This window comes from Streptomyces sp. Alt3, assembly GCF_030719215.1.
Classification (GTDB): Bacteria; Actinomycetota; Actinomycetes; order Streptomycetales; family Streptomycetaceae; genus Streptomyces; species Streptomyces glycanivorans.
The window spans coordinates 7900178-7918309 of the sequence record NZ_CP120983.1 but is presented as its reverse complement, the minus strand read 5'-3'; the positions used below and the strand labels follow the sequence as shown (position 1 = coordinate 7918309).

Annotated in this window: 14 protein-coding genes; 12 read left to right on the top strand and 2 right to left on the bottom strand. The window is 72.1% G+C overall.

Going from position 1 to position 18132, the window contains the following annotated elements:
* Positions 1–8 precede the first annotated feature (8 nt).
* From P8A20_RS35005 to P8A20_RS34960, 10 genes are read left to right on the top strand one after another with little or no spacing between them, the layout of a single operon-like run.
* Complete coding sequence (locus P8A20_RS35005) at positions 9–974, top strand: carbohydrate ABC transporter permease (RefSeq protein ID WP_261988749.1); 966 nt, start codon at positions 9–11, stop codon at positions 972–974.
* Positions 961–1887, top strand: coding sequence for a carbohydrate ABC transporter permease (locus P8A20_RS35000; RefSeq protein WP_306104948.1), 927 nt, complete (start codon positions 961–963; stop codon positions 1885–1887). Before P8A20_RS35005 ends, P8A20_RS35000 begins: the two co-directional genes overlap by 14 nt.
* 45 nt (positions 1888–1932) lie before the next feature.
* Positions 1933–2697 carry an SDR family NAD(P)-dependent oxidoreductase gene (locus tag P8A20_RS34995; protein WP_306104947.1) on the top strand — a complete coding sequence of 255 codons (765 nt, stop codon included), beginning with the start codon at positions 1933–1935 and terminating at the stop codon, positions 2695–2697.
* The gene (locus tag P8A20_RS34990; protein WP_306104946.1) at positions 2685–4472 is read left to right on the top strand and encodes a heparinase II/III domain-containing protein; all 1788 of its coding nucleotides are present in this window, start codon (positions 2685–2687) and stop codon (positions 4470–4472) included. The genes P8A20_RS34995 and P8A20_RS34990 overlap by 13 nt, the downstream gene beginning before the upstream one ends.
* A gap of 3 nt (positions 4473–4475) precedes the next feature.
* A complete protein-coding gene (locus tag P8A20_RS34985; RefSeq protein ID WP_147960610.1) occupies positions 4476–6509 on the top strand; it encodes a DUF4962 domain-containing protein in 2034 nt (677 codons plus the stop codon).
* A gap of 2 nt (positions 6510–6511) precedes the next feature.
* A complete protein-coding gene (locus tag P8A20_RS34980; RefSeq protein WP_147960611.1) occupies positions 6512–7114 on the top strand; it encodes a YesL family protein in 603 nt (200 codons plus the stop codon).
* Complete coding sequence (locus P8A20_RS34975; protein WP_306104945.1) at positions 7111–8190, top strand: DUF1565 domain-containing protein; 1080 nt, start codon at positions 7111–7113, stop codon at positions 8188–8190. The genes P8A20_RS34980 and P8A20_RS34975 overlap by 4 nt, the downstream gene beginning before the upstream one ends.
* The gene (locus P8A20_RS34970) at positions 8187–9347 is read left to right on the top strand and encodes a GDSL-type esterase/lipase family protein (protein WP_147960613.1); all 1161 of its coding nucleotides are present in this window, start codon (positions 8187–8189) and stop codon (positions 9345–9347) included. The genes P8A20_RS34975 and P8A20_RS34970 overlap by 4 nt, the downstream gene beginning before the upstream one ends.
* A gap of 11 nt (positions 9348–9358) precedes the next feature.
* Positions 9359–11767 (top strand): polysaccharide lyase 8 family protein, encoded by a 2409-nt coding sequence (locus P8A20_RS34965; protein ID WP_306104944.1) that lies wholly within the window; start codon positions 9359–9361, stop codon positions 11765–11767.
* Between the two features lie 4 nt (positions 11768–11771).
* Positions 11772–12746: an acetylxylan esterase gene (locus P8A20_RS34960; protein ID WP_147960615.1), complete on the top strand. Its 975-nt coding sequence runs from the start codon at positions 11772–11774 to the stop codon at positions 12744–12746.
* Between the two features lie 49 nt (positions 12747–12795).
* Here the strand turns inward: P8A20_RS34960 and P8A20_RS34955 are convergent, their stop codons facing one another.
* A complete protein-coding gene (locus tag P8A20_RS34955) occupies positions 12796–14370 on the bottom strand; it encodes a phytoene desaturase family protein (RefSeq protein ID WP_147960616.1) in 1575 nt (524 codons plus the stop codon).
* Positions 14371–14511: 141 nt separating this feature from the next.
* Between P8A20_RS34955 and P8A20_RS34950 the strand changes: the two genes are divergently transcribed.
* Positions 14512–15138: a DinB family protein gene (locus P8A20_RS34950; RefSeq protein ID WP_306104943.1), complete on the top strand. Its 627-nt coding sequence runs from the start codon at positions 14512–14514 to the stop codon at positions 15136–15138.
* A gap of 28 nt (positions 15139–15166) precedes the next feature.
* Here the strand turns inward: P8A20_RS34950 and P8A20_RS34945 are convergent, their stop codons facing one another.
* Entirely contained in the window at positions 15167–17410 is a 2244-nt protein-coding gene (locus P8A20_RS34945; RefSeq protein WP_306104942.1) for a serine/threonine-protein kinase, read from the bottom strand.
* Between the two features lie 272 nt (positions 17411–17682).
* Here P8A20_RS34945 and P8A20_RS34940 point away from each other — a divergent pair, with 272 nt between their 5' ends.
* On the top strand, positions 17683–18129 hold the full coding sequence (locus P8A20_RS34940) for a hypothetical protein (protein ID WP_147960619.1): 447 nt from the start codon (positions 17683–17685) through the stop codon (positions 18127–18129).
* Positions 18130–18132 lie beyond the last annotated feature (3 nt).

Here is an 18132-nt window from a genome sequence, read left to right as displayed (position 1 = left end):
CCGTCACCATGGGAACGACAACCGTACTGAAGGCCAGGCCCGCACGGCCCCCTTCCGCTCCTGAGCCCTCGGTGCCACGGCAGACCGGCCGGGTCCCCACCGGCCCGGGCCGCCGGCGGCGTCGCGCCGGCATGCTCATGGTGGCGCCGGCGCTGCTGCACGCCTCGTTGTGGATCGGTCTTCCGGTCGTGGTCTCGGTGGGCCTGGCCTTCACCAAGTACGACGTGCTGACCGCGCCGGAGTTCGTGGGCCTGGCCAATTTCCGGGACATGCTGGACGACGCGGTCTTCCGTAAGTCCATCGTCAACACCCTCCTGTACACGTTCTTCACCGTGCCGTTCGGGATGGCGCTCGGTCTCCTGGTGGCCCTCGCCCTGCACACGGGGCTCAAGGCACGCGGCATCTTCCGAACCGCCGTGTTCCTGCCCCAGGTCACCGCCACCGTCGCCATCGCGCTGGTCTGGCTGTGGATCTACAACCCGAGCAACGGTCTCCTCAACACACTGTTGTCGTTCCTCGGCATCGAGGGGCCGGCCTGGCTGTCCTCGACCACCTGGGCGCTGCCCTCGGTGATCCTGGTCGGCATCTGGCAGGGCATCGGCATGAAGATGCTCATCTACCTCGCCGCCCTGCAGTCCCTGCCGAAGGAGCTGTACGAGGCCGCGTCGGTGGACGGGGCGTCCAGGGTCAGGCAGTTCTTCTCGATCACGCTGCCGCTGCTGAAGCCGGCGACGTTCTTCGTGCTCATCACCTCGATGATCAGCGCGTTCCAGTCCTTCGACCAGATCTACATCCTGACCGACGGCGGCCCCGCCAACAGCACCACGATGATGACGTACGAGATCTACAAGTCCGCCTTCCGGGAGTTCCGCGTCGGTTACGCCAGCGCGCAGTCGCTGGTGCTCTTCGTGCTGCTGATGGGCTTCACCCTGGTCAACAAGCGGATCATGGGAGGCAGTCGTGGCCACAACTGAGCTGCTGAAGCCGGTTCCCGCGCCAGGATCACCGAAGGCACCGGCGAAGGGCAGGCCTGTCCCCGTCGGCCGGATCGCGCTCTACGTGTCCCTGTCCGTCGTCTCCCTGCTGATGGTGGTGCCGTTCGCCTGGATGGTCATCACCTCGCTCAAGACCCCGGTCGAGATCGCGTCGCAGGACGGCGGACTGCTGCCGGAGCACTGGGAGTTCGGCAACTACGTCGACGCGCTGAAGGCGGCGCCGTTCGCGACGTACGCCCGCAACAGCTTCGTCATCGCGATCAGCCACACCGTGCTCAACGTGCTGGTGGCGTCGATGGCGGGGTACGCGCTGGCGCGCATCAGGTTCCGGGGCAGCGAGACGATCTTCTACCTCTTCGTCGCGGCCCTGATGATCCCCACGTACACCAAGGTGCTGCCGGAGTTCCTGATCGTCCGCTTCATGCCGCTGGCCGGCGGGAACGACATCTTCGGCCAGGGCGGCAGCGGCTGGCTGGACAGCTGGTGGGCGCTCATCGTTCCGGGCGCGGTCACGCCGTTCGCCGTCTTCCTCTTCCGGCAGTTCTATCTGGACCTGCCGGTGGAGCTGGAGGAGGCCGCCCGGCTCGACGGGCTCGGTGAGTTCCGGATCTATGCCCGGATCATGTCGCCGCAGGTCAAGCCCGCCTTCATCACCGTGGCACTGCTGACCTTCGAATCCTCGTGGAACAACTTCCTCTGGCCTCTGCTGGTGACCCATTCGGACAGCCTGCGGGTGATCCAGGTGGGGCTCTCCGTCTTCAAGACGGAGAACGGCACCCAGTGGCACTTCCTGATGGCGGGCACCACGCTCGCCACCCTGCCCATGGTCGTCCTCTTCCTCGTCGGCCAGCGCTACTTCGTGCAGGGCTTCGCAACCGCCGGTCTCAAGTGACCGGTTCCGGCCCGCTGCGGGCCGGTCACCGAAAGGGCAACACCCATGTCTGCTGATCTCAACGGCTCCCGCGCGCTCGTCACGGGGGCGGGCCACGGCATCGGCCGGGCCATCGCCGTCGCCCTGGCCGAGGCCGGCGCCGACGTCGCCGTCCACTACAACTCCTCCGCGGACGAGGCGGCGAGGACCGTCTCCGCCGTCGAGGCGCTCGGCCGCAGGGCCAAGGCGTTCCGGGCCGACGTGACCGTGACCGGGGAGGTGGACCTGCTGGTCGAGGAGGCCACCGGATTCCTCGGCGGCCTGGACGTCCTGGTCTGCAACGCGGGCCATCTGATCGGCCGCGAGAAGATAGCCGAGATGTCGGACGACCACTTCGAGCGGGTCCTCTCCACCAATCTGACGTCGGCGTTCCGCACGGTGCGGGCCGCTCTGCCGTATCTGACGCAGTCCTCCGCCGGACGCATCATCACGATGTCCTCGCTGGCCGCGCACAACGGCGGCGGGCCCGGCTCGGTCGCGTACGCCGCCGCCAAGGCCGGCGTCCGGGGCTTCACCAAGGGGCTCGCGAAGGAGCTCGCCGGGACGGGCATCACGGTCAACACGGTCGCCCCCGGCTTCATCAAGGGCACCGCGTTCCACGACACGTTCACGGCCGTTCCGGCGCAGGAGGCCATGGAGGCGGGTATCCCGGTCGGCCGGGCCGGCACGCCGCAGGACGTCGCCCACGCCGTCGTCCACCTGGCCTCGCCCGCCTCGGGATTCCTCACCGCGACCACGGTGGACATCGACGGTGGCGTATGGCCGCGTTGAGGCGGATCCCGCAGGAGCGGGGCGGCTGGTGGCACGCGTACGTCTGCCCGGCGCACGGCGTGGAGCCCGATCACGGTGACCTGCTCTCCGGTGTCTTTCCCGAGGGCGGTGCACGGTGCGGACGCGGCTGCCGGGTGGACACCCCGGCGGTGCGCGGCGCGTGGACGGTGCTGTCGCACCAGGCCTGGGCGCGGCATCTGCGGGTGCTCGCCCACCGTGGCGGGCGGACGGAGGCAGTGGCGCGGCTCGTCGAGTACTCCGGCCTGTACGCGTCCCTCGGCACGGAGCGGCACGGCGAGGCGCAGGGCTGGATGCTGCGCGGCAGGCTCTTCCACCAGGCACTGACCGACGCCATCTGGGCGGTGAACATCGGGCACACCGTGATCACGCTGGCCGAGGACGGAACCGACGGCCTGGCGGCGGTCCTGCCGCTGCTGGACGACCTGGAACGGGCGGCGCTCGATGCCAGGGGTGTGCTGACCGGCCGGGGTCAGCTGGCGTCCAACTACACCGCCTGGCTGAACGCGGCCGGCGCGTCCACGAGCCGTGCCGCGTCGGCTGCCCGCGGTCTGGAGTGGGACGGCGCGAAGCAGTGGCTGGAGGGCGAGCACGGGCTGTACGCGCATCTGCGGGTGGCCGTCGCCGAGGACGGCTGGGAGTGGGAGGGCAGCACCTACTACCACGGCTTCGTGCTGCGGGCGGCGCTGCTGGCGCTGCGATCCGCGGACCCGGCCTCGGTCCCCTCCGACGTGGCCGGCGTACTGGCCGGGATGACGGATGTGCTGGCCGCTGTCGCGACTCCGGGCGGCCTGCTGCCCGCGTTGCACGACGGCCCGTACCTGCGTAATCCGCTCGCCCTGGAGTGGCTCGAACTGGTCTCTCTGGCTCAGCAGTTGGTGCCCGCGGAGGGGTTGGACGCGGTCGCGTCTCGGGCCCGGGAGGAGCTCGGCGCGTACGACGACGGACTGGACCGTGAGCTGGAGGGCTGGTTCGCGGGACCGCCGCTGCCCCGGCGCGCGGCGCCCGGCGGGGTCACCGTCTTCCCGGCGGCCGGCTACGGGGTGGTGCGCGTGGCGGGCATCCACGCCCTGCTGGACTTCGGCCCGCACGGCGGCTCGCACGGACACCGCGACAAACTGTCGCTCTATCTGTACGGGTCCACGACCCCGTGGCAGCCGGATCCAGGTCAGGTTCCGTACGCGCACGCCGAGTTCCGGGATCTGTACGCGTCGACCGAGGCGCATCCGGCGTTCCGTGTCGACGGAGCGGAGCAGGCGGAGTGCGAAGGCGTGCTCCTGGCGTCGGACGACCGCTCGGTGACCGCCGAGGTCACCACCGCGTACGAGGGCGTGCGTGCGGTGCGCAGGGTCGTGGCGGGCGACTGCTACCTGGTGGACCTGCTGAGCGTGACGGGCCCGCAGGCGCGCCGCGTCACCGGCCAGCTGCGCCCTGGGACCGCTCTGGACGTCCAGCAGCAGGCCACCGGGCCGGTACGCACCACCTGGTACGGCGACGAGTCACTGCACGGCTGGCACACCCACACGCCCGGGGTGGAGGTGCGCCCGTTCTCGCGGCCGGGTCCCGGCCCGGCGGACGATCCTCAGCGCACCCGCACCTGGGTCGACTTCACGGCCGAGGCCGAGCGGATCACGTTCGCCTCGGTGTACCAGGCCTCCTCCGCGGGCCCCGCGGTGACCGGGGTACGACTCGACGGCGAGGAGCTGACGGTGGAGCTGGCGGACGGTTCCGCAGCGTGTTTCGGGACGGGGAGCTGATCCGTGCTGCTCTCCGCCACTCCGCCTCCCGGGCCGCGCCCCGCACAGGAACTCCGGCTGCGGGAGGAGGCCGCACGTCACCGCGGCCTCACCCCGCCCCGCACGCACCCCCTGGCGAGCGTCACCTGGCTCGGCCCCGCGGCGTCCAACCCGGCTCTGGCGTACCGCACCACCGGCGACCGCGCGCATCTGGACGAGAGCCGGCGCTGGATCGAGGCCGCGGTACGGCTGCCGCACTGGGGCCGCGCCCATATGCCGGACCACGATCTGGACGCGGGCTGGCTGCTGCACCACCTCTCCCTCGCCTACCGGTGGATCGGTGACGAACTCCCGGACGGGACAAGGGCGCTGCTCCGCTACAAGCTGCTGCTCCAGGGCCGCAGGATGTACGAGTTCGCGGTGGCGAGCGAGGGCAGCTGGTGGTCGTCGTCGTACTGGCAGAACCACAACTGGATCTGTCACGCGGGTCTGGCGACGGCCGGCTACGTGCTGGGCAAGGAGGAGTGGACCGAGCGCGCCAGGGACAACCTGGGCACGGTCCTGGACCTGATGCCGCAGGACGGTTCGCACGCCGAGGGTGTCGTGTACTGGCGCTACGGTGTGCCGTTCCTGGCGATCCATCTCGATCTGCTCCAGGAGGCCGAGGGCATCGACTGGTGGGGACGCGGCGGCTTCCTGTCGTCGACGTTCCGCTACCGGCTCCACCAGACGGCGCCCGGCTTCGCGTTCAATGTCGACCACGGTGACTGCCACGACCGGCGCAGCGGGCACAGCGCCGGCCTGTACTACCGGCTCGCGGCGCAGTACGGCATCGCGGAGGCGCAGTGGATGGGCGACCTCGCCTCGGGCGAACTGCTGTGGCAGGAGGCCGCGGAGAGCGGGGTACGGCCCGGCATCCTGCCGGAGGCCTATCTGGAGTACCTCTGGTACGACCCGTCCGTGGAGGCGGCCCGGCCGACGGAGACCCATGCGTTCTTCCCGGACCTCGGGCTGCTCACGGCCCGCACCGGCTGGGACGACGACGCCACGCTGGTGTCGTTCAAGGCGAGTCCCGGTGGCGGTCGCACGGCGTGGGAGACATCGGCGAAGCACCGGGCGGAGCTGGGGTGGGAGACCCTGAACCAGGGGCACCACCACCCGGACTCCGGTTCGTTCGTGCTGGTCGCGCAGGGGGAGTTCCTCGCCGTCGACGAGGGCTACAGCAACCGCAAGCGGGCGGCCCACCACAATCTCCTGCTGGTGGACGGCCAGGGGTACGCGGACGAGGACCGCTACCACGTCTACGAGGGCATCCCGTACGAGCGGCAGGCCGGACAGCGCGACGTGCTGGCGGACGCCGAGGGCGGCTGGGCCCATGCCACCGCGGAGATCGCTGCGATGTACGACCCCGCGCTCGGCCTCCGGCGCCTGGACCGGACCCTGGTGTTCACACCGTCCGGGAGGCTCGTCCTGCTCGACCTGGCGGAGGCGGAGGAGGAACGTGCGTGGACGTTCCTCCTCCAGACCGACCGTCCGGCGGAGCTCGGTCCCGGCGGCGAAGCGCTCATCAGGTCGGGGAAGGCCACGGCACTCCTCCAGCGGTTCGCGCCCTCCGACGCCGCGGTCGGCTGCGAGGTCACCGAGGTCGAGGCCAATCCGACGTCCAGTACGCCGGAGCTGCGTCTGACCCGCACGCTGCACACGCTGCGTGCGACGACCCCGCGGTCCGCCGAGGGAGCCTTCCTCACCGCGCTCACGCCGGGCGGATCACCGGGCGGGCCGCCTGACGGACCGCCGGGCGGATCACCGGCCGGATCACCGCGCGGTGAGCGGATCACCTGCGACGAGGGGTTCGGGGTCCGCTTCACGGACACCCGGGAGACCGTCCTCCTGTCCCCCGTCGGCCGGCGAGTCCGCACGGAAGCGGTGGACGCGCACGCCGCGGCCGTGCTGCTGGGCCCGGACGGGACGCCGTACACGGTGGGGTGCACCCGCCTGGAGGTCGACGGCCGCGTCCTCCTCGACGTGTCCGAACCGTACACAGGAAAGGTCGGCTGACCATGCAGGCAATCCTCCCGTCCGGCGGGACGGCGCTGCTGCGCAGGCTGGAGTTCGTCGCCTTCCCCGCAGCCGCCGGCGCGGCGTGCTCGGTGCTGTCCCTGGGCGCGGTGACCTGGCTGCCCGCACTGGCCGCGATGGGGCACGCCCTTCAGCTCTGGCGGGCGGAGGGGGACAGCCGCGTGTTCGCGAACACCTTCGCCGCCTTCCCCCGCTACTGGCGGGCGCTGTGGCGTCACGGTCTGCTCTCCACGGCGGCCGCGGTCGTCCTCACCGTGAACATCGTCCATCTGCTGGGGCGTCCGGAGCCCTGGACCTTCGTCGTGCTCGCCGCGCAGCTCGGAATCGCGGCCGCTCTCGGCATCCACCACGTCGCTCTGGCCGCGGAGGCGGGCCGGACCCCCGAAGGGTCGGTCCGCACCTGGACGGCCGGCGCGCTCGCGCTCGGTTTCGGGTCCCCCGCACGGGGCACCGCGCTGCTCGGCGCCGTGGTGTCCGCCGTGCTCATCTCCCTCGTCGTACCGCTGGGGCCGCTGCTGCTGGGCCCCAGTGTCCCCGTACTGCTCGCTCTGTCCTTCGCCGATCCAAGGAGGCACACCTCATGAGCCGTCCACTGCGTTCCGCCCTGGTCGCCGCGCTCACCGCCGGCACCCCGCTCCTCCTCGCCACGCCCTCCCCCGCGGCCGAGGCGGCCACCGCGTACTACGTCTCGCCGTCCGGGAGCGACTCCGCCGCCGGTACGTCGACGGGTGCGCCGCTCGCCACGATCCAGAAGGCGCTGGACCTCGCGCCCACGGGCGCGGTGGTCCATCTCGCGGCCGGCACGTACCGGCAGGACGTCGTCACCACGCGCCCCGGCGTCACGATCACCGGACCGTCGAACGCGGTGGTGAAGGGTGCGGGCGACAGCAGGATCATCCAGGTGCGCCACGACTCGACGACGCTGAGCGGCTTCACCGTCGACGGCCTGCACGGCTCGGCCGACGACGTCGCGGGGTACCGGCTCAAGCTGGTCTACGTCATGAGCACGACCCCCGGCAACGGGGTGGGCGCCCTGCGGATCACCGGGATGACGCTGAAGAACGCCGCGGACGAATGTCTGCGACTGCGCTACCTCGTCACGGGCGCGGAGGTCGACGACAACACCGTCTCCGACTGCGGGGTGGCCGACTTCAAGTTCGGCGGCGGGGGCAAGAACGGCGAGGGGATCTACCTCGGTACGGCTCCCGAACAGCAGGGCGCGAACGGCGCCCCGGACGCGGCGGCCGACGTCAGCAGGAACAACCGCATCCACCACAACACGATCGTCACCCGGGGCAACGAGTGCGTGGACGTGAAGGAGAACTCGACGAACAACTACGTCGAGTACAACGACTGCAGCGGTCAGAAGGACCCGAGTTCCGGCGGGCTCGACGCTCGCGGCAGCGGCAACATATTCCGCTACAACACCGTGCACGACAACGTGGGCGCAGGTGTACGCCTCGGCGGTGACACCGCGACCGACGGCATCGACACGAGCGTGTACGGCAACACCGTTACCGGCAACGCGGGCGGTGGCATCAAGTTCATGCGCACCCCACAGGGCCCGGTGTGCACCAACACCATGAGCGGGAACACCGGTGGCGACGCGGTCGGCACCTACGCCGACGACTACGACCCGACCGGGGAGTGCCCGCAGTGACCGTCCGGGGGCCCGCGAGACGCGGGGTACTGACAGCCGCCGCGGGAGTGACCGCGGTCGCGGTGACGGCTCCCGGCGCGCGTGCCGCGCAGCCCGACGGCGGACCGGGCGACCGGGGTCCCGCCGGATCCTGGGTCACGTCCTGGGCGACGGCACAGACCGCGCCCACCGCGACGGACACGGTGGCGTCCGCCGGGCTGACCGACGGGGTGTTCACCGCGACCGTGCGCCTCTCGGCGGGTGGCCGGGTACGGCTGAGGTACGGCCACGCCTTCGGGACCATGCCGGTGCTGGTCGGACCGGTGACCGCCGGAGGGCGCCCCGTGACGTTCGGCGGACGGCGGCAGGCGTGGCTGGCCGCCGGCGCGTCCCTGACCAGCGACCCGGTCGACGGACTGCGCGCCACGGACGGGTCCGCGCTGACGGTGGAGACCCGGCTGCCGGGCCCCACGGGGCCGTTGTCCTTCCACCGCAACACGCATGCCTCGCACAGCGTGGACGGGGTGCGCACCACCTCGGTGTTCCTCCTGACGGGCGTGGAGGTGACGGGCGCCCACGGGCCCGTCGTCGCCGTGCTCGGCGACTCGATCTCCGAGGGGGTCGGCACGCCCGACGACGCCGATCTGCGCTGGCCGGACCAGTTGGCCCGGCGGCTTCCCGGATCGGCCGTGGCCGACCTCGGCGTCAGCGGCAACAGGCTGCTGCTGGACGACGCCCGGTTCGGGCCCGGCGGGCAGTCGCGGTTCGACCGTGACGTCCTCGCGCTGCCCGGTCTGCGTACCGTGCTGGTCCAGCTCGGCGTCAACGACCTCCAGCAGCCGCCTGCCCAGACGGACCCCTCGCTCGTCCTGGACGGATTCCGCCAGCTGGTGCTGCGGGCCCGGGGCGCGGGGCTGAGGATCGTCGGCTCGACCGTCACCCCGTTCGAGGGCTGGACCCGTTGGACACCGGAGCTCGACGAGGTGCGGCAGCGCATCAACCGCGCGGTGCGCACGGGCCGTCTGTTCGACGCGGTCGCCGACTTCGACGCCGCGCTCCGCGATCCCGCGCGTCCCTCGCGCATGCGGCCCGCCTTCGACAGCGGTGACGGCCTGCACCCCAATCCTTCCGGTCACGCCGCGCTCGCCGGGGCCGTCGACCGCCGACACCTGTTGTGAGGACCCGAACCATGACCCCGTCCCCAGGCACCGGCGCCACGCGCCGCACCGTTCTGGCCGGAGCGGCGGCGCTCGGCGCGGCCGCCACCCTGCCCCTCACCCTTACCCCTGGTATCGCTCACGCCGCAGCCGGAGAGGCCGGCGCGCTGCGCGTCCGCTGGCACACCCTGCTGACGGGAGGCCCCGGCCTCGACCTGACCGACGGGCGGATAGCGGCGGCAGTCGCCCGGACCGGCCGGGCGGCCACCACCGCCGCCAAGGGCCTGGACCCGTCCCGTACCGACGGGCTGTTCGCGGATCTGACCAGCACGACGCTCTCCAACCACGTCACCACGTCGTTCAAGCGCCTCGCAACGATCGCGACGGCGTGGGCCATCCCCGGCACCCCTCAGCACGGCGACACCGCCGTGCGCGATCTGCTGCTCGCCGGTGTCGACTGGATGCTGACGAACCGTTACGGCCCGGGGCACACCCGCTTCGACAACGACTGGGACTGGGAGATCGGCTCGGCCCTCGCCCTCAACGACGCGTGTGTGCTGCTGTACGACGTGCTCGGCACGGAGCGCCTGGAGCGGGTCACCGCCGCGGTGCGGCACTACACCCCCGACCCCAACCTCTGGCGCGCGGACCGGCAGATCGCCACCGGGGCCAACCGCGTGTGGGTCTCCACCGTGGTCGCCGTCAACGCCGTGCTGCGTGACGACGGGGACGCCCTGGCCCGGGTACGTGACGCTCTTTCGGACGTCGAGGGTTCGGGGGCCAACAGCGTCCTGGCCTTCAACGACCGCGCGGACGGCACGGCGGGGACGGGCGAGGGCTTCTACTCGGACGGCTCGTTCCTTCAGCACTACAAGCACCCGTACAACGGGGGCTACGGCAAGGAACTGCTCAACAGCCTCTCCCGGCTGCTGAATCTGCTCGCCGGAACGGACTGGACGGTCACCGACCCCGATCTCGACAACGTACGCGGCTGGGTCCTCGACGGTTTCGACCCCCTGCTGGCGCGCGGCGACGTGATGGCTTCGGTGTGCGGGCGGGAGATCGCACGTCCCAGCAAGCAGGGCCACGTCTCCGCGCAGACGGTGATCGAGGCGGTGCTCCGGCTGATTCCGAGCTTCCCGGGCGGGACGGGCGAGGGCTTCACGGCGCTGGTGAAGCAGTGGATGTCCGAGGACACCTACCGCGACTTCCTCACCGTCACCGATCCGGCGTCCCTCGTCGCCGCGCTGCGGATCATCGAGTCACCGATCCCCGCCCGCGGCCCGCTGGTCGCCCACAGGCAGCACCCGCGGATGGACAAGGCGGCACACCACCGGCCCTCGTTCGCCCTGGGCATCTCGGCGTACTCCAGCCGGATCTACAACTACGAGTCGATCCAGAACGAGAACCTGCACGGCTGGCACCTCTCCGACGGCATGGTGCTGCTGTACACCGACGACCTCGGGCACTACAGCGAGGACTACTGGCCCACCGTCGACCCCATGCGGCTGCCGGGCACCACGGTCGTCGCCGGGCGGCCCGCGGACGCCGCCGGCCAGCGCACGACGAGCACCGCGGACTGGGCGGGCGGCACCGCCCTGCCGGGGACCACGCTCGGGGCGTACGGCATGGAGCTGCGGGCGTACGGACACACGCTGCGCGGCCTCAAGAGCTGGTTCTGCCTGGACGACGTGATCGCGTGCGTGGGGTCGGGCGTCGGTGCGGACGCGGGCACCGTGGAGACGGTCGTCGAGAACCGCAAGCTGCGCGATCCGTCCGCGACACTGCTCATCGACGGCAGCGCGGCACCCGTCGGAACGGACTGGTCGGCGCGGCTCACCGAGGTCCGGTGGCTGCACCTGGAAGGGACCGGGGGCTATGTGTTCCCCGAACCCGTCGACCTGCGCGGTCTGCGGGAGGAGCGCACGGCGACCTGGCGGGAGATCAACCTCAAGTACGGCACGGACACCCCGGTCACCCGCCCCTATCTGACGCTGTGGCAGGACCACGGGACGGCTCCCGACGGCGCCGGCTACTTCTGGCTCCAGGCCCCGGCGGCGTCGGCGGCACGGACGCGGCAGTTGTCCTCGGCGCCTCCGGTGCGGCCGGTCTCCCGCTCGACGGCCGTGCACGCGGTCCGCCGCTCGGCGGACGGACTGCTCGCCGCGAACTTCTGGACCGCGGGTACGGCGCAGGAACTGACCTGCGACGGTCCCGCCTCCGTGCTGGTGCGCCCGGAGGGCAGGACGCTCACGGTGGCCCTGTCCGACCCTACCCAGCTGCGGTCGTCCGTGGTGCTCGACCTGGACCGGCCCGGTCTCGAGGTCGCCACGGCCGATCCCGGTGTCCGGGCCGCACGCACGGGCCGGGGTCTGCGGATCACCGCGGACACGGCCGGCCTGCACGGGGCGACCCTCACCCTCACCCTGAAGAGGAGCTAGACCCTTGCTGTTCGACATGCCGCTGGAGCGGCTGCGCGAGTACCGCCCGGAGCCCGAGGAACCGGCGGACTTCGACGCGTTCTGGGAGAAGACGCTCGCAGAGGCGGCCCACCACGGCCTGGACGCCACATTCGTCCCCCACGACGCCGGGTTCGCGACCGTGGACGTGTACGACGTGACGTTCAACGGCTGGGGCGGACAGCCGGTGAAGGCCTGGCTGATGCTCCCGCGCGTCCGCTCGGGTCCGCTGCCCGCCGTGGTGCAGTACATCGGCTACAACGGCGGCCGCGGCATCCCGTACTCCTGGCTGACCTGGAGCGCACTCGGCTACGCCCATCTGGTCATGGACAACCGGGGTCAGGGCGGCGGCGGCAAGAACACCGCGGACACCCCGGACCTCCACGCGGACGGCCACGGCTCCTCCTCGCCGGGGTTCCTCACCCGCGGTATCGAGGACCCCTGCCGGCACTACTACCGTCGTCTGATCACCGACGCCGTACGCGCGGTGGACGCGGTGAAGGCCCACGAGGCCGTGGACCCCGCGCGGGTCGCGGTCCTCGGCGGAAGCCAGGGAGGCGGCCTCGTGCTCGCCGTCGCGGGGCTGCGGGACGACCTGGCGGCGGCCGTCGCCGATGTGCCGTTCCTCTGCCACTTCCGGCGTGGTTCGCAGATCACCGACTCCGGTCCGTACGCGGAGGTCGCCCGCTGGCTGTCCGGGCACCGCTTCCGGATCGAGGAGGCGATGAAGACCCTCTCCTACTTCGACGGGGTCAACTTCGCGGCGCGGGCGACGGCACCGGCGTGGATGTCGGTGGGTCTGATGGACCGGATCTGCCCGTCGTCGACGGTCTTCGCGGCGTACCACGCGTACGCGGGCCCCGCCGAGCTGGAGGTGTTCCCGTACAACGGTCACGAGGGCGGCGCGGAGTACGACCTGCCGCGCAAGCTCGGGGCGCTGCGCGGGGTGTTCGGGCGGTAGAGGGTGTGCGCGAGGTCCCGGCCGGGCGGGACCTCGCGGGCGCCCCCGGTCACCGGCCCAGCGCCGCCATGGCGGCGTTGTGGCCGGGCACCCCGCTGACGCCGCCGCCGCGCACCGCACCCGCCCCGCACAGCAGGACGTTGGGGTGCACGGTCTCCACGCCCCAACGGCCCGTCTCCCCGGTGGCGTACGGGAAGGACAGGTCCCGGTGGAAGATGTGGCCGCCGGGCAGCCTCAGATCCCGTTCCAGGTCCACGGGGCTCTTCGCCTCGATGCACGGCCTGCCGTCGGCGTCGAGGGCGAGGCAGTCCGTGACCGGCTCCTCCAGGTGGGCGTCGAGTTCGGCCAGCGTCGCTGCGAGCAGCGCTTCGCGCGTCGTGACGTTGTCGGCCGCGAAGAGCCGGGCGGGGGTGTGGAGCCCGAACAGGGTGAGGGTCTGGTAGCCGCGGGCCACGAGGTCCGGGCCGAGGATCGACGGATCGGTCAGCGAGTGGCAGTAGATCTCGGAGGGCGGGGCGGTGGGCGGACGTCCGCCGGCCGCCTCGCGGTAGGCGGTGGCCAGTTGTCCGTAACCCTCGGCGATGTGGAAGGTGCCGGCGAAGGCCCGGTGCGGGTCGACGGAGCGGTCCCGCAGCTTCGGCAGCCGCGTGAGCAGCATGTTCACCTTCAGCTGTGCGCCTTCGGCCGGCGCGGGAGCTTCCTCGCCGAGGAGCGCGGCCAGCGCCTGCGGCGACGCGTTGACGAGGACCCGGCGCGCGCCGACCACACGTTCCCCGTCGGGTGAGCGGACGGTGACCTCGGCGCGGGTGCCGTCCGTCTCGATGCGGGTCGCCTCGTGCAGGACGCGGATCTCGGCGCCCGCCGCGCGTGCCGCGCGTGCCAGAGCGCCGGTGAGCGCGCCCATTCCGCCGACCGGGACGTCCCAGTCCCCCGTCGAGTTGCCGATCACGTGGTACAGGAAGCAGCGGTTCTGGACCAGGGACGGGTCGTGGGCGTCGGCGAAGGTGCCGATCAGGGCGTCGGTGAGCACGACACCGCGTACGAGGTCGTCGGCGAAGTTCTTCTCGACGGCGACTCCGATGGGCTCCTCGAACAGCGTCCGCCAGGCGTCCGCGTCGTCGAGGCGTGCCCGCAGGTCCTCGCGGGAGGGCAGGGGTTCGGTGAGCGTCGGGAACACCCGCTCGGCGACCCGTCGCGTCATCCCGTTGAAACGCTGCCAGGCCTCGTACTCCCGGCCGTCACCGGTGAGCGCCGTGAAGGAGTCCCGGGTGCCCTCACCCCCGACGAGCAGCCCCGTGGACCGGCCGCCGCGCACGGCCGGGGTGTAGGAGGAGACGGTGCGCTTGCGTACGGCGAAGTCGAGGCCGAGCTCTTGGACGATCTTCTGCGGGAGGAGCGAGACGAGATAGGAGTAGCGGGAGAGACGGGCGTCGATCCCGTCGAAGGGCCGGGTCGACACGGCCGCTCCCCCGGTGGTGCCGAGACGCTCCAGGACCAGGACGCTCTGCCCGGCGCGGGCGAGGTAGGCGGCGGCGACCAGGCCGTTGTGACCGCCGCCGACGACGACCGCGTCGTAGGAGTCGTGTGCGGGTGTACCGGCTGATGGCGTCTCGTCTGCGGACATGCTCCTTCGTAACATGCGCGGCACTTCTGCGGACAGGGCGCGGCACCGTGCTCGGCGACGCGGTAATCCGCTGGTCGGCGCGCCCCGCCTGTGGGAGGGTGCCCGCAGCCGCTCCGAGATCGACCCGTCACAGGAGAGCCCATGAGTGTCCCCGCACGTCTGGCACCGCTGCTCGACCAGTTCGACCGGTCCTGCGAGCGCCTCGGGAACCGGCTGGCAGGGCCCTTCGTGGACAGCGGCGACGGCACGGACGTGGCGGCCCCGGCGCTGACCGACGAGGAGTACCTGTGGGAGCCGGTGCCGGACTGCTGGTCGGTCCGTCGTCGCGGCGCGGGTCCCGGCCCGGGTGCGACCTCCCTGACGGGTGCCGGCGCGTGGGGACGTGACACGGCGCCGTTCCCGCATCCCTCACCGCCGCCCTTCACCACCCTGGCATGGCGTCTGAGTCATCTCGGCGAGATGCTGGCCCTGCGTGCCGATCACACGGCGGGCGGCCACAGCATGACGCGGGACGACTACCGGGTGGCGGGTGACGCGGCGGAGGCACTCGCGGACTTCGCCGCCTCGGCCGCCGCGTGGCGGGCGGCGCTGCTCGGCGCCGACGACGCGGCGCTCGACACGGTCGGGTACTGCACGTATCCCTACGGCAGCGACGCGGAGGACCCCTTCCTGAGCACCGTGTGGTGGGTCAACCAGGAAGTGCTGCACCACGGGGCCGAGATCGCCATGCTGCGGGACCTCCACCGGGCGCGGAGCGGCGCGGCCTGACGGCCGGTGGGGCGGTACCGTCCGGCGGTCAGTGCGGTGGCACCCCGCGCAGTCTGCGCAGGTCGGCGACCCTCCGGTAGACCTCCACCGCCTCCGTTCCCCGGCCGAGCTGTTCCAGGCAGTGCGCCTCGTCGTTGCGGCCGGCGAGGGTGTCGGGGTGATCGGGGCCCAGGGTGCGTTCGCGGATCTCGGCGATCGTGCGGTAGTCGTCGAGGGCGTCGGTCCAGCGGCCGAGCCAGCCCAGCCCCACGGCCACCTCCCGGCGGCTGACGAGCGTGTCGGGGTGGCCGGGGCCCAGGGTGCTTTCCCGGAGGGCGCAGACCTCGCGTGACTCGGCGAGCGCCTCGTCCCAGCGCGCCAGCCGCCCCAGGTTCACGCCCAGGCCGTGCCGGGCACGCAGGGTCTCGGGGTCGGAGGGGCCACCCACCCGGGTGCGGTCCTCGGCCAGGGTGCGGTAGAGCTCCAGGGCCTCGGCGCTACGGCCGAGGCGTCCCAGGCTGATGCCCACCTCGTAGCGCGCGGACAGGGTGTCGGGGTGGTCGGCGCCGAGCGTGGTCGCGCGGGCCCGGGCGACCTCCCGGTAGGTCTGCAGTGCCTCGGTCCAGCGGTCCAGCCGCCCGAGTGTGTACGCCACTTCGTACAGCGTGACCAGGGTGTCCGGATGGGCCGGCCCGAGCACGCGGCCGCGGGCGTCCGCGACCTCGCGGGCCATGCGGTACGAGTCCTCCAGGCGACCGAGTCTGCTCAGGTTGAACGCGAGGTTGTGGCGGCAGCGCAGGGTGTCGGGGTGGTCCGGCCCCATGGAGCGCTCCCGCGAGGCGAGCACCCCGGCGTAGATCTGGTGGGCCTCGAAGTGCCGGTCGAGCTGGCCGAGGACGTACGCCGTCTCCTGCCGGGCCGCGAGGGTCTCGGGATGGTCGGGACCCAGGGTGCGTTCACGGCCGTCGGCGACCCGGCCGAACTCGCGCAGGGCGTCGGCGGCGTGTCCGGTGCGGCTGAGGGTGAACCCGACCTCGTACCTGCTGGCGAGGGTGTCGGGGTGGTCCGGGCCGAGCGCGTGTTCACGCTCGGTGGCGACCGCCCGGTGGACGTCGCCCGCTTCCTCCCAGTGCCCGAGCCGCCCCAGGTCGAGTCCGGCGTTGTGCCGGCCGGCCAGGGTGGCGAGCAGACCGGAAGAGGGTGTGGGGCTGCCCGGAACCACGAGCGGGAGGCCGCCGGTGAGGGCCTGCCCGGCCCCGGTGGTCCAGGCGGCGGTGAGCGCGGCGGCTTGCCCAACGGCTGCTGTCGCGGGATGCCCGGCCCCGACGGCCCGGTGGCCGGTGGTCATGTCGCGGGTCCAGGAGGGGAGTCCGGGCTCCCCTCCTCCAGGCACCACGGGGAAGGGCGGGGCTAGGCGGGTCCGTGCGGCAGCCGGCTGCTCGCCGGTGCGCCCGAGCGCGATGCGCTGCCGGAGGTCACCTGCGTCGGCCGGCCGCCCGTCCGGGGTCTTGGCCAGCAGTTCCAGGACGATCTCGTCGAAGAAACCGGGAAGTTCGGCACGGTGGGTGCGCGGCGGCTCGGGAGCGGTGTCGCGGTGTCCGACGAGCACGGACCAGGAGTCCTCCATGTCGAACGGCGGGACACCCGTGGCGATCTCGTACAGCACACAGCCCAGGGAGTAGAGGTCGCTGCGGTGGTCGACCTCGCCGCCGCTGATCTGCTCGGGCGACATGTAGTGCGGGGTGCCCATGGCGATGCCGGTCCCGGTGAGACGGGAGGTGAAGCCGATGTCGTGGCCGAGCCGCGCGATGCCGAAGTCGCAGATCTTCACCGCGCCGTCGTCGAGCCGCATGATGTTGGCGGGCTTGAGGTCCCGGTGGACGATGCCCTGCCGGTGGGTGTAGCCGAGGGCGTCCGCGACCTGTTCCGCGATGTCGACGACATCGGCCACCGGCAGCGGATGCTGCTCGTTGTCCTCCAGGAGCTGGCTGAGGTTGCGCCCCTCCAGGAGTTCCATGACGAGGTAGAGGACACCGTCGGACTCACCGAAGTCGTGGACGACGGTGACCCCCCGGTGCTGGAGCGCCGCTGCCACCCTGGCCTCGCGGCGGAACCTCTCGCGCACTATGCGGGTGAAGGCCTGGTCGTGCTCGGGCCCCATGGGTTTCAGGCACTTGACCGCCACCTGCCGGCCCAGCGACTCGTCGCGCGCACGCCACACCTCGCCCATGCCTCCGCGCCCGATCAGATCGAGCAGCTGGTACCGGCTCTGGATCAGCCTGCTGTCCGCCATCGCCTGCTGTCGCCCCCGTTTGTTCCGCTTCCCACTCCTGCTGCGCCCGCCCCGGCCCGTCCAGTATGGCTGTCTGTCCGCTCGGTTTGTACGGGGCGGGTCGGCTGCCGGGGCCGAGCCGCGCCGCCGCCACTACGGTTGCGGCGGGGCGCGGGTGGCGGTCCACCGCCGACGGGTGCGGTCGGGCCGTAAGGATCATGACTCGTAGGATGGCGTCCCTGCGCGGTCATCCGCATACCGCGACCGCGCGTGTTCCGGGGAGGGGTGGGTCTGTGCCCAGGTGGGGACTTGTCGTCGAGCAGAACCTCGGGTTCGGCCGGCAGGGCCGGATGTGGTCGGTCGGTGTGATCGACCATGTGGAGGGCAGCCGTGAGGAGGCGCTCGCGGCCCTCCGGGTCCGGGCCGAGCGTTTCGAGCCGGTGCATCCCTCGAACCCGAAGAGCAGGCGGCTGTACCAGGAGGCCGACGGCTTCCTGCTGGTCGTCGAGGGGGTCTGGCAGCCCTGGCACTGCCGCTTCACCGTGGCCGAGCAGTTGTACGACAGCGCTGCCCCCGAGCGGCTGGAGGAGGAACCACCCGCTGCGGAGCCCGATCCGACAGGGCCCACGCAGGCCGTTCCCCGTCCGCGCGAACCGGAACCCGATCCCGGCCCGCCGCCCGCATGGGACGCGGAGGTGCCCGAGGTGCCGTCCTGGCTGGGCCGGGACGACCTCCCCTGACGC

What these genes read in the sequence shown, in the direction of transcription:
- P8A20_RS35005 (WP_261988749.1), top strand. Translation starts at nt 9, where the DNA reads ATGGGAACGACAACCGTACTGAAGGCCAGGCCCGCACGGCCCCCTTCC.
- P8A20_RS34995 (WP_306104947.1), top strand. Translation starts at nt 1,933, where the DNA reads ATGTCTGCTGATCTCAACGGCTCCCGCGCGCTCGTCACGGGGGCGGGC.
- P8A20_RS34990 (WP_306104946.1), top strand. Translation starts at nt 2,685, where the DNA reads ATGGCCGCGTTGAGGCGGATCCCGCAGGAGCGGGGCGGCTGGTGGCAC.
- P8A20_RS34980 (WP_147960611.1), top strand. Translation starts at nt 6,512, where the DNA reads ATGCAGGCAATCCTCCCGTCCGGCGGGACGGCGCTGCTGCGCAGGCTG.
- P8A20_RS34975 (WP_306104945.1), top strand. Translation starts at nt 7,111, where the DNA reads ATGAGCCGTCCACTGCGTTCCGCCCTGGTCGCCGCGCTCACCGCCGGC.
- P8A20_RS34965 (WP_306104944.1), top strand. Translation starts at nt 9,359, where the DNA reads ATGACCCCGTCCCCAGGCACCGGCGCCACGCGCCGCACCGTTCTGGCC.
- P8A20_RS34955 (WP_147960616.1), bottom strand. Translation starts at nt 14,370, where the DNA reads ATGTCCGCAGACGAGACGCCATCAGCCGGTACACCCGCACACGACTCC.
- P8A20_RS34950 (WP_306104943.1), top strand. Translation starts at nt 14,512, where the DNA reads ATGAGTGTCCCCGCACGTCTGGCACCGCTGCTCGACCAGTTCGACCGG.
- P8A20_RS34945 (WP_306104942.1), bottom strand. Translation starts at nt 17,410, where the DNA reads ATGGCGGACAGCAGGCTGATCCAGAGCCGGTACCAGCTGCTCGATCTG.